The organism is Bradyrhizobium brasilense (assembly GCF_029714345.1).
Lineage (GTDB): Bacteria > Pseudomonadota > Alphaproteobacteria > Rhizobiales > Xanthobacteraceae > Bradyrhizobium > Bradyrhizobium australafricanum.
In genome coordinates this window covers 5,899,766-5,910,778 of sequence record NZ_CP121669.1, presented here as the reverse complement: position 1 = coordinate 5,910,778, position 11,013 = coordinate 5,899,766, and the positions used below count along the sequence as shown (strand labels likewise).

The 11,013-nt window shown below is 60.2% G+C and carries 9 protein-coding genes; 5 read left to right on the top strand and 4 right to left on the bottom strand.

Going from position 1 to position 11,013, the window contains the following annotated elements:
• Positions 1-253 precede the first annotated feature (253 nt).
• The 3 genes from QA635_RS27780 to QA635_RS27770 all read left to right on the top strand — a co-directional run bounded on the left by QA635_RS27780 (position 254) and on the right by QA635_RS27770 (position 5,143).
• The gene (locus tag QA635_RS27780) at positions 254-2,458 is read left to right on the top strand and encodes a glycosyltransferase WbsX family protein (RefSeq protein ID WP_168856485.1); all 2,205 of its coding nucleotides are present in this window, start codon (positions 254-256) and stop codon (positions 2,456-2,458) included.
• Positions 2,459-2,469: 11 nt separating this feature from the next.
• Positions 2,470-3,393, top strand: a complete 924-nt coding sequence (locus QA635_RS27775) for a glycosyltransferase family 2 protein (protein ID WP_283062615.1) — start codon at positions 2,470-2,472, stop codon at positions 3,391-3,393.
• A gap of 505 nt (positions 3,394-3,898) precedes the next feature.
• Positions 3,899-5,143, top strand: coding sequence for a glycosyltransferase family 92 protein (locus QA635_RS27770; protein WP_225161247.1), 1,245 nt, complete (start codon positions 3,899-3,901; stop codon positions 5,141-5,143).
• A gap of 116 nt (positions 5,144-5,259) precedes the next feature.
• Here the strand turns inward: QA635_RS27770 and QA635_RS27765 are convergent, their stop codons facing one another.
• The 3 genes from QA635_RS27765 to rfbA form a co-directional block, all read right to left on the bottom strand.
• Positions 5,260-5,826, bottom strand: a complete 567-nt coding sequence (locus tag QA635_RS27765; protein ID WP_225161215.1) for a hypothetical protein — start codon at positions 5,824-5,826, stop codon at positions 5,260-5,262.
• A 164-nt stretch (positions 5,827-5,990) separates the two neighbouring features.
• The gene (rfbB, locus tag QA635_RS27760; RefSeq protein ID WP_283062612.1) at positions 5,991-7,058 is read right to left on the bottom strand and encodes a dTDP-glucose 4,6-dehydratase; all 1,068 of its coding nucleotides are present in this window, start codon (positions 7,056-7,058) and stop codon (positions 5,991-5,993) included.
• A complete protein-coding gene (gene rfbA / locus QA635_RS27755; RefSeq protein WP_018270712.1) occupies positions 7,048-7,959 on the bottom strand; it encodes a glucose-1-phosphate thymidylyltransferase RfbA in 912 nt (303 codons plus the stop codon). Before rfbA ends, rfbB begins: the two co-directional genes overlap by 11 nt.
• Positions 7,960-8,068: 109 nt before the next feature.
• Between rfbA and rfbC the strand changes: the two genes are divergently transcribed.
• On the top strand, positions 8,069-8,623 hold the full coding sequence (rfbC, locus tag QA635_RS27750; protein ID WP_283062609.1) for a dTDP-4-dehydrorhamnose 3,5-epimerase: 555 nt from the start codon (positions 8,069-8,071) through the stop codon (positions 8,621-8,623).
• Positions 8,623-9,534 carry a dTDP-4-dehydrorhamnose reductase gene (rfbD, locus tag QA635_RS27745; protein ID WP_283062608.1) on the top strand — a complete coding sequence of 304 codons (912 nt, stop codon included), beginning with the start codon at positions 8,623-8,625 and terminating at the stop codon, positions 9,532-9,534. The genes rfbC and rfbD overlap by 1 nt, the downstream gene beginning before the upstream one ends.
• Before the next feature lie 135 nt (positions 9,535-9,669).
• Here the strand turns inward: rfbD and QA635_RS27740 are convergent, their stop codons facing one another.
• Positions 9,670-10,977, bottom strand: coding sequence for a UDP-glucose dehydrogenase family protein (locus QA635_RS27740; RefSeq protein ID WP_283062606.1), 1,308 nt, complete (start codon positions 10,975-10,977; stop codon positions 9,670-9,672).
• Positions 10,978-11,013 lie beyond the last annotated feature (36 nt).

The following is an 11,013-nucleotide window of genomic DNA, read 5'->3' as shown; positions in this document are numbered from 1 at the left end:
AAGCGGGCAAGTCCGCGTGACAATCTAGGCAGAACTAACAATGGTTTTCACATCGACGACAGAGAGATTGCGCTAATGTTGCGTTCGCGGAAGAAATGTTCATTGTACCTCTGGTTGTGTGGAGATGATCGATAAGGATCAAGAGGTCACGATCCGGGCATGTCAGGCGGCGTGATCTCGGGATCGAACTTCCGCGCGACCGGGAAAGAGAAACTGGACCCGGCGCTGAGCGTTGGCAGGAGATTGAGTGGCAATGAACAAGATGGTCGAACGGAGCGTCAGGGATACAAAGGATATGTTGCCCGTTGCCAGTCCGGTTCAGCAGGACGACCATCCGCAGAGCCTGTTCCTGGATCCCGACGTAGGCGATCTCCAGTCAGGATCGCGTCTGCGCGGCGCGATACTGGAGTATTCGGGGCGTGGGATTTCGGGTTGGATTGTCGATGCCCAGTCGCCCGCTTCAACCGTTTCGATCGCGCTTTTTGTCGGTTCCCACTGTGTCGAGGAGGGACGGACAGGCCGATCTATGCCGGCCCGCGTAGGTCCGCGGAGCGTGATCGGACGTCCCGGATTTCGTATCGATCTATCCGCGCCGGGAGTGCGCCGTCGCTTGGCGCGCGCCCTGAGAAACGCGCTTGTGGAGCCTAAGCGTGCGCAGATCTATCTGCGTATCAGCCTGAATGATGGCGAGTACTACGAAATACCCCTGTTCGAGAACTATACGCCAGGCGAATTGATCGTCGCGCTGGGGTTCTCGACCGCGGACTACGACGACCTCTTGTTTCCGAGCAACAACAGGATCGTTGCTGGACTGGCGGACGCGCCTCCCAAGGAGGTGCGCTACATTTGCTTCTACCTCCCGCAATTCCATTCATTTGATGAAAATGACAGGTGGTGGGGGCCAGGGTTTACCGAGTGGACCAACGTCGCGCGCATGCGTGCCCAGTTTCCGGCACACGAGTCCCCATGGTTGCCGGCCGATCTTGGATTCTATGACGTCCGGCTGCCGGAAACGCGTCGTCAGCAGGGCGAGCTGGCGCGCCAGTACGGCATCGATGGATTTTGCTACTACGTCTATTGGTTCCAGGGCCGAAGGTTATTGGAAAAGCCGCTTCAGCTGCTGCTCGAGGACGGCGAGCCGAACCTGCCTTTCTGCATTTGCTGGGCAAACGAAAATTGGTCTCGTCGGTGGGACGGCTCGGACGCTGAGCTTCTGTTGGGACAAAACCACTCCCTGGACGACGATGTCCGCTTTATCGACGACATGGCCGACCTGCTGCTCGATGAGCGCTACATAACTGTCGACGGTCGAAAGGTCATCGTCATCTACAGGCCGTCATTGTTGCCGGACAAGCAGCGCTTGTTCGAGATTTGGCGCGAGCGAGCCAGAGAACTCGGAATCGGCGAGCTTCTCATTTGCAATGCGATGACGTTCGGAGAGTTCGATCCGCGCGACGTCAATTGCGACGCGGCAATCGAGTTTCCTCCGCACACGGTCTCGACAAGGGAGGTGCCGCCGACCGAAGTCGATGCACCGCCGACCTTCGCTGGAAAGGTGTACGACTATGTCGACGCCATGCGATCGTCGATCGGCAAGATCTACGACTTCCCGTTCTTTCCTGCGGTGATGCCGCGTTGGGACAATACGCCTCGCAAGGGGCCGCGCGGTCACGTCTTTACCAGGTCCAGTCCGGAAGCGTTTGAGGTTTGGCTTCGCGATGCAACCCTGCGTGCCAAGGGCAACAGCTTTTCCGAATCATTGGTGTTTATCAATTCCTGGAACGAGTGGGCGGAAGGTGCGCATCTCGAGCCGGATTCGCGCCATGGACGGGCGTTTCTCGAGGTCGTGCGAAGGGTCGCTTCGGCTGAGCCCATTTCGGCCCAGATTCGAAATAGCCCGGATTTGCTGGATTGCCTGAGTAGGCAGGAGCTTGAGTGGGCGGTAAAAGAAGCCTCGACGCATGTCGAAGTGCTCGCAAGCCTGCACCGGTCGGGCCTCACCCATTCGGGGGTGCAGCGCGTAAGAAGCGGCACGCCAGTGGAGGCAGAAGGCGCGTCCGGTAATCCGGCAGGTTCGTTGCTGGTGATCGAGAACATCAATTCTCAAACCGGCGAACGGGTGATTGTCGATCCGCGCTATGAGATATTGGTGCGGGGATGGATTTGCGCGGGCAACGCCTTCGAGGCCAGCCGACAGAGAACGGGATTCCTGGTCCTGTCGGGGCTTACTCCGGATGGCGCAGCAAACGGCGGCTATTGCCTGATCGTAGATTGGCACGAGCGCGTGGACGTGAAGGAGTATATGAAGGCCGAGAGCAAGGACTGCTATTTCGGTTTCCAGCTGTCCTTCTCGATTCGAGATTTGCCGGATGGTGAATATCAACTCGCGGTTCTGGAGGTCGGCGACGGGACTAGTGCACTCGTGCGGTCTCGCCACTCGATCATCGTGAGACGTTGAGGTCGCCACCGATGCTCGCAAGTGTTGTCATCGCGTGCTACAAGCATGAGCAGTATCTTGAGGAATGCCTTGAGACTGTCTATCAACAGACGTTTGCCGACGTCGAGCTCGTCATCGTAGACGACAATTCGCCGGACAAGAGTTTTGAAGTCGCGCAGAGGGTCCTCAAGAAGAGGTCGTTCGGAAAGCGCTTTGTTTCCTGCAAGCTGCTCAAGAACCCTCAAAATCTTGGCGCCCACTACACCTGGAACAGGGCATTATCGCTGACGAACGGCGACATGATTTTCCTTTTGAATTCGGACGATGCCTTTTCCAAGGATCGGGTTCGGCTGTTCGCGGATAAGCATGCCAATGATCGGCTGTTCTTCGGCTTCTCGGCGGTTGAGCCAATCGACGAACATGGAAAGTCGATCAGCAACTTCCAGTTTCCAACGCGCCTGCGCTATGCGATCGATCGGGCCCAGATCGCAGGTGCGCCGTTGTCATGGACATTTCTGGATTCTCAGATTGCGGCATCGACTGGAAACTTTGTCTTCAGCCGTGAACTGCTGCGGCAGGTGGGTTGGCTTGCCGATCTCAAATACTGCCATGACTGGGACTTTGCGTTGCGCGCGGTAACCAAGGTCGAGCCGACCTATCTCGAGACCGACCGCTATCTGTACCGACTTCATTCAACCAACAGTTTCCGAAGTCTGAGCAAGGTGGCAGAGAGCGAGACAAAGGCTTGCATGATGTCGTATTGCCTGAATGCAATCGCGTCACGGCCTCAGAACAAGACCTGCCTCAGTCCGTCGAATTTCGGCGATTCATTCTATGACCTCGTGAAGCTGCACCCGAACTTCAACTATTGGGTGAAGCAGATCTACGCGCCCTATCATGTAGAACACCGGACGGTGGAGTCGAACGATCGGACCCGGCCGGTTCGCTGGCGCTGATCGAGCAATGCAAGGCCAGCCTTGTCCGTTCCGACACAATCGGAACGGGGCCTTGATTGGGATGGAGACCGAGCGATTGCTTCGTCGCTTCGTCGGCTGGGAGCCTGGCGTCCGATCGAATTGCGCCGACGAGAGGTCTGGAGCGTGCCGCAGCCGCAGCAGGGTGCTGGAACTCAAAAAGCTGAACGCGCCGGGCGGGAGGCTTGCGGATAACGATGTCAAAAGCATCGTTCTTGTAAGCCCGAACGACTAGCGGACTGCTTCATTCCCGTCGTCCATCGGCGATCTCCGATCGTTCCGGTCCTGTGACGCGGTTTTCGTGCAAATGACGTCGAGCCCCCTTGCTCTATTGTATTGATTTTCCTCGAAATAACCTTACAAGAGTTAATTGTGAGCACTGCGTGTTATAGCCTTATTCTTGTAGGATATGTGCGCTAATAGGGAATTCGTGGTGCGAACCAATGTTAATAGCTTGTTGATCTCGTGGGAGCGGCTCAGGTTGGACATGGAAATTCCAGCATTGTCTAGTTTCAGCTCAGGCGTGAATCTCGATACGCTTCCAGCAAGTGAGATCGAGGCAAGGCTTAGAGATTTCTTTTCCGGGCGGATCGCAAATCCGAAACCCGACGAGCTGATCCAATCGGTCAAGCAGTTGGAGCAGCAATTCGGTGATTACAAGGAATTCCAGTTTGCAAAGGCGGCGGCGCTTGTGCAGGCATGCGATTTCGCCGGAGCGCGTGGAATCCTTCTCGACCTCGTCAAGCAGATGCCATCCGACTCGCGGGTGTTGCATCGCCTGGCAATCGCGGCCCTCAATATGGGGTCCGCCCATGAAGCGCAGGATGTCTATCTTGCCGCGCTCATTGCGGCCCCGAAAAGTGAAAATCTGCGGCGAGAGTTTGCCGGCCTCCTGCGCGTGATGGAGGCCAAGAAGCTCTACGCCGGGGTCGATCGCAAGAAGCACGGCTTGGCGGTGGTGTGCGCCATCAAGAACGAAGGCGACGATCTGCTGGAATGGCTACACTTCCACAAACTGGTCGGCGTTGATCACTTCTACCTCTACGACAACGGCAGCACTGATGATACTCGTGCCGTGATCGAGTCCTTCCCGTGGCCCGAAATGATCACCTATCATTTCGTGGAAGGGGAATTCGGCCAGATGCGCGCGTTCTCGCATGCGATCGACAGCTACCGCAATTGTGCCGAATGGTGCGCCTTCATCGATGCCGATGAGTATCTGTTTCCGACGCAGGCCGGCAACATCAAGGACGTCTTGACCGAGCTCGGGCCGGCGCCGGCGGTGGCGGTGCATTGGTTGAACTTCGGGTCGAACGGTCACGACGCGAGGCCGGCCGGTCTGTGCATCGAATCCTTCACGCGTCGTGCTCCGGACGATTTCCCGGATCATTTCATCATGAAGTCAATCGTGCGGCCTGACACCATCGTGTCCTATCTGCATCCCCATCAATCGCTTGTCTTGGGTTGCTACGTTCACGAGGACGGCACGCCTGTCTTCCCGATCGGCGGGCGCTGCACTGCTCCGAAGCGGAACAAGCTCGTGATCAATCACTACTACACGAAGTCGCGGCAGCAATTGCTGAAGAAGCGTGAGCGGGGCAGGCCGCTCGGCGATGGAGATCCTGAAAAGATCCGCGCAATGGAATTCTTCACGTTGCGCGATCGCAACGATGTCGAAGACGCCACGATCCAGAGGTTTCTTCCGGAGCTGAAGAAACTGATTCAGGGCTGAATTCAAGGGAACAGCGATGTCCTCGCTGGAGGAGGGCGCGCCAGGCTGCGCGCCCGATCGTGTGCTTGAAGTGATTCTTGATCGCCGCGATCGGCTACTCTGGCCGCAGCGATCGGCTACAGCGGTTCCAGCCGGTATTTCGCAAGCAACTGCTGTGCGGCGACGAGATCAATCTCTGCCGGCCTTTGGAAGATCGACATGTTGTTGGCGCGCGCGATTTCGCGAGCGACCGTCCGCACCGAATGGTAGTGGGGACGATTCTCGAAGTCGTGAATTGCGATGAAGGCTCCCGGTGCGGCGTGAAGCACGCACTGTACGAAGCAAGCCACGCGAAACCGGCCGTCAACGAAATACAGGTCGGCGGTCTTGCTTTCCGGGCGCTCCCAGACACGTTCGTGATACTCGGGCCACGAGCGCTCCTTGTCCTTTTCCACGGGATAACCCCACTCGCGCAGCTTGCCGATATCGACGTGCAGCAGCAAAGGCTTGGTGCTCGCGTCGCCCGTGGCGTCGGCAACGTTGGCGAGCCATTCCGCGGAGGAATCAATGGAAATGACCCACTCCTTCTTGGTTTGACAGGCCAGCCAAGTGCTTCCTCCCGAGCCAAATTCCAGATACCGCGTCGAGAGGTCCACGAAACTTTTGAACAGTGTCAGTTCCTGACCGTCCATTGCGATGTTCATGACGGGATTCCGTGTTTCTCGAGTTGTTGTCTGGCGGGTGGCTGCCAATCCACCGTCGGAAGGCGGTCGCGGCTCGTCAAGCAGCGATGAGATCTGGTTGAGTCGTCATCGCGCTTCTCGACGTCCTGTTGGCCATCCACGCCGGTGATTGGAAAGATCGGCGACTACTGGCTCAGGCCGACGCGCTCTACCTTGTAGCCGCCGTCCAGGATGGCGCGCCACCAGGGTTGCTCGTCGACATACCAGCGCACGGTCTTGGCGATGCCGGTCTCGAAATTCTCCTCGGCGCGCCAGCCGAGCTCGGTTTCGAGCTTGGTGGCGTCGATGGCATAGCGGCGGTCGTGGCCGGGCCGGTCGGCGACGAAATTGATCAGCTGGCGGCGCGGGCCTGCCGCGGCCGGCACGACCTCGTCGAGCAGGTCGCAGATGCTCTCGACCACGTGCAGGTTGGTGCGCTCGTTGCGGCCGCCGACATTGTAGGTCTCGCCGACCTCGCCGCGCTCCAGCACCAGCGTCAGCGCCTTGGCGTGATCCTCGACGAACAGCCAGTCGCGGATGTTCTTGCCGTCGCCATAGACCGGCAGGGGCTCGCCGGCGAGCCCCTTGATGATCATGTGCGGGATCAGCTTTTCGGGGAAGTGATAGGGGCCGTAATTGTTGGAGCAGTTGGTCACCAGGGTCGGCAGCTCGTAGGTCTCGCGCCAGGCCCGCACCAAATGATCGGACGACGCCTTGCTGGCCGAATAGGGCGAATTCGGCGCGTACGCCGTGGTCTCGGTGAACAGCCCTTCGTCGCCGAGCGAACCGAACACCTCGTCGGTCGAGATATGCAGGAAGCGGAAGCGGTCGCGCTTCTCGGGCGAGAGCGTACGCCAGTGACGCAGCGTCTCCTGCAGGATCGTGAAGGTGCCGACGATGTTGGTCTGGATGAATTCGCCGGGGCCGTCGATCGAGCGGTCGACGTGGCTTTCCGCGGCAAGGTTCATCACCGCGTCGGGCTGATATTTCTCGAACAGCCGGCGCAGGTTCTGCGCCTCGCAGATGCAGGCCTTCTCGAAGGTGTAGTTCAGGCTTTCGGCGGCGCGGGGCAGCGAGGCCAGGTTTGCCGCATAGGTCAGCTTGTCGATGTTGACGACGCGGGCGTGGGTGTCGCGCAGCAGGTGACGGACCACGGCGGAGCCGATGAAGCCGGCGCCGCCGGTGACGAAAATCGTCGATCCCTTAAACCGCATGTTTGAATACCTCCGCCGCGCGCGGCTCGCCGTGGAATGAGCGGTAGACCGACAGCAGGTACTCGCCGTAGCTGCTCTTGGCGGTCTTCTGTGCGACCCTCGCGAAGGCCTCGAGCGAGATATAGCCCTGGCGCAGCGCGATCTCCTCGGGGCAGGCGATGCGCAGGCCCTGGCGCTGCTCCAGGATCTGGACGAAATGGCTGGCTTCGACCAGCGAGGAATGGGTGCCGGTGTCGAGCCAGGCAAAGCCGCGGCCGAGCACCTCGACGTAGAGATCGCCGCGTTCGAGATAGGCCTTGTTGACGTCGGTGATCTCGATCTCGCCGCGCGGGGATGGCCTGATGCCGGCCGCGATGTCGACCACATCATTGTCGTAGAAGTAGAGGCCGGTGACCGCGACGTTGGACTTCGGCCGCTTCGGCTTCTCTTCGATCGAGAGTGCCCGGCCGGTGCCGTCCAGCTCGATCACGCCGTACTGTTCGGGCGCGTTCACGACGTAGCCGAACACGGTGGCGCCTTTCTTGCGGATCGAGGCGGACGACAGCATGCTCGGCAGGCCGTGGCCGTAGAAAATGTTATCTCCTAACACAAGGGCAACAGAGTCATCGCCGATGAAGTCGCGTCCGACGATGAAGGCGTCGGCAAGACCCCGCGGGGTCTCCTGCGTCGCGTAGGCGAACCGGACACCCATCTCGCTGCCATCGCCGAGCAAGCGCTGGAACAGCGGCTTGTCCTGCGGCGTGGAAATGATCAGGATATCGCGGATTCCGCCCAACATCAGCGTCGACAGCGGATAATAGATCATCGGCTTGTCGAACACGGGCAGCAGTTGCTTGGAGACGACTGTCGTCACCGGGTAGAGGCGCGAGCCGGTGCCACCGGCAAGGATAATGCCTTTCATGGTCCCTCACAATTTGACTATCAGAACATAACATATAGCGTGCGCTGCACAAGTTTGTTATGAGAAGGAAATTAACATTTCAAGCGCGTCAAACTGGAACAAATGTTAGATGAACGTCATCAAGACCGAGCTTCCTGAAGTCCTGATCGTCGAGCCGAAGCTGTTCGGCGACCAGCGCGGCTTCTTCCTCGAGACCTACCAGGCTCCGCGTTATGTCGAGCACGGCATCACGCGTCCGTTCGTGCAGGACAACATGTCCCGCTCGGCCTATGGCGTGCTGCGCGGGCTGCATCTGCAAAACCCGGTCACCCAGGGCAAGCTCGTCTCCGTGCTGCGCGGCAAGGTGCTGGACGTTGCCGTCGACGTGCGCGTCGGCAGTCCGAATTTCGGCAAACATGTCGCGGTCGAATTGAGCGAGGAGAACCGCCGGCAATTATGGGTGCCGCGCGGCTTCGCCCACGGCTTCGTGGTGCTCTCGGAGACCGCCGACTTCTTCTACAAATGCGACGATTTCTACAGCCCCAAGGACGAGCTCTCGATCCGGTGGAATGATCCCGCGATCGGGATCAAGTGGGGCGTCGACAAGCCACAGCTGTCGGCCAAGGATGCGGACGCGCCGCTCCTCGCCGACGCCAGCAACCTTCCGACCTATGGAAAAATCTGATGCGGATCTTGTTGACGGGAACACGCGGCCAGGTTGGCAGTGCGCTCAAGCCCTTGCTGGAAAGCCACGGCACGATCATCGCGCCGCCCACCGCGGAGTTCGATCTGTCGAAGCCGGAGATGTTGACGAGCCAGCTTGAGAGTCTGAAGCCCGATCTCATTATCAATCCGGCGGCCTATACCGCCGTCGATCGCGCCGAGGACGAGCGTGAGTTGGCGTTCCTGGTCAACGCGAAGGCACCTGAAGCGATCGCCAAATGGGCTGCGGCGAACCGCGTGCCGCTGGTGCATTTCTCCACGGACTACGTCTTCAACGGCTCGGGCGACAGGCCGTGGCGCGAGGACAGCCCGACCGAACCGCTGTCGGTCTACGGCGCCAGCAAGCTTGCCGGCGATGTCGCGATCCAGGCGGCGGGCGGGGCGCATCTGATCGCGCGCACCTCATGGGTTTATGCCGCAAAGGGCACGAATTTCCTGCGCACCATTGCGCGGCTCGCCGGTGAGCGTAAGGAGCTGCGGATCGTGGCCGATCAGATCGGTGCGCCGACCACGGCATCAGCGATCGCCGGTGCGGTCGCCGGCATCGTCCTGCCGAACCTCACCACGTTGCACGATCAGCTCGTGCGCCGGGGAGGTGTCGTCAATCTCGTCTGCGCCGGCGAAACCAGCTGGCACGGCTTCGCAACCGCCATTGTCGGCGGGCTGAGGTCTCGCGGCGTCACGCTGGCGGTCGAGAACATCGCTCCGATCCCAGCGGCCGATTTTCCGACCAAGGCGGTGCGTCCGGGCAATTCGCGGCTGGATCTGTCGCGGCTGAAGGCGCAGTTCGGCGTGGCGATGCCGACCTGGCAGGAAGCGCTGGCGCGCGAACTGGATGCGTTTGTCCAGCTCGGCGCGCCCGCCCACGCTTAGGACGGCTTCGGAAGCGGATGCCGGTGCGCGTGAAGAAAACGCGTCAGACAAGAAAAGAGCCTTGGTTCTGATTTGATCAGGACCAAGGCTCCAGGATTGAACCGGCCGGCGGCTATCGTCGCCAGGCGCGAGCGCTCAGCGCGGCCGACCGATGCTGTCGTAGGTGAAGCCGTGCGCGGCCATCTCGTCCGGACGGTAGATGTTGCGCAGGTCGACGACGACCGGATGCTTCATCTCCTGCTTGACGCGCTTGAGATCGAGCGCGCGGAACTGGCGCCACTCGGTCACGATCACCAGCGCATCGGCCTGGCGTGCGCATTCATAGGCATCCTTGCAGTACTCGATCTCCGGCAATTCCTTGCGTGCCTGCTCCATGCCGATGGGATCGTAGGCACGAACCTTGGCGCCGAAGTCGATCAGGCCGTTGATCAGCGGGATCGAAGGGGCCTCGCGCATGTCGTCCGTATCGGGCTTGAAGGTCAGGCCGAGCACGCCGATGGTCTTGCCGCGCAGTTCGCCGCCGAGCACGTTGGCGACCTTGCGCGCCATCGCGCGCTTGCGGTTGTCGTTCGCGGTCAGCGTGGCCTCGACGATTTTCAGCTGGACGTCGTGGTCGAGCGCGGTCTTGAACAGCGCACGGGTGTCCTTCGGGAAGCAGGAGCCGCCATAGCCGGCGCCGGCATGCAGGAACTTGGTTCCAATCCGGTTGTCGAGCCCGATGCCGCGCGCGACCTCCTGCACGTTCGCCCCGACCCTCTCGGAGAGATCGGCGATCTCGTTGATGAAGGTGATCTTGGTGGCAAGGAAGGCATTCGCGGCGTATTTGATCAATTCCGCCGTGCGTCGCGCGGTATAGAGGATCGGCGCCTGGTTCAGATAGAGCGGACGATAGACTTCGCCCATCACCCTCTTGGCGCGATCGTCCTCGGTGCCGACGACGATGCGGTCGGGATGGCGGAAATCCTGGATTGCGGCGCCTTCGCGGAGGAATTCGGGGTTCGACGCAACGGCGAAATCGGCGTCGGGATTGGTTTCGCGGATCAGGCGTTCAACCTCGTCGCCGGTGCCCACGGGCACGGTCGATTTCGTCACCACCACGGTGAACTTCTTGAGCGCCGCGCCGATCTCCTTGGCAGCAGCATAGACGTAGCTCAGGTCCGCATGGCCGTCGCCGCGCCGCGAGGGCGTTCCGACCGCGATGAACACGGCATCGGCGTCCGCGACGGCGCCCGCGAGCTCCGTCGTGAAGGTCAGCCGTCCGGCCGCGGCGTTGGTCTCGACGAGCTTATCGAGGTCAGTTTCGTAGATCGGGATCTTGCCGCGCTTCAGGGCTTCGATCTTGCCGGCGTCCTTGTCGACGCAAACGACCTGATGGCCGAAATCGGCAAAACACGCTCCGGACACGAGACCTACGTATCCCGTTCCAACCATTGCAATCTTCATGAATCCGCTCGTCGATCAGTGTGGAGAGGAGGAGTT

Coding starts and splice junctions, on each gene's coding strand:
- QA635_RS27780 (WP_168856485.1), top strand. CDS start 254: ATGAACAAGATGGTCGAACGGAGCGTCAGGGATACAAAGGATATGTTG.
- QA635_RS27775 (WP_283062615.1), top strand. CDS start 2,470: ATGCTCGCAAGTGTTGTCATCGCGTGCTACAAGCATGAGCAGTATCTT.
- QA635_RS27770 (WP_225161247.1), top strand. CDS start 3,899: ATGGAAATTCCAGCATTGTCTAGTTTCAGCTCAGGCGTGAATCTCGAT.
- QA635_RS27765 (WP_225161215.1), bottom strand. CDS start 5,826: ATGAACATCGCAATGGACGGTCAGGAACTGACACTGTTCAAAAGTTTC.
- rfbB (WP_283062612.1), bottom strand. CDS start 7,058: ATGCGGTTTAAGGGATCGACGATTTTCGTCACCGGCGGCGCCGGCTTC.
- rfbA (WP_018270712.1), bottom strand. CDS start 7,959: ATGAAAGGCATTATCCTTGCCGGTGGCACCGGCTCGCGCCTCTACCCG.
- rfbC (WP_283062609.1), top strand. CDS start 8,069: ATGAACGTCATCAAGACCGAGCTTCCTGAAGTCCTGATCGTCGAGCCG.
- rfbD (WP_283062608.1), top strand. CDS start 8,623: ATGCGGATCTTGTTGACGGGAACACGCGGCCAGGTTGGCAGTGCGCTC.
- QA635_RS27740 (WP_283062606.1), bottom strand. CDS start 10,977: ATGAAGATTGCAATGGTTGGAACGGGATACGTAGGTCTCGTGTCCGGA.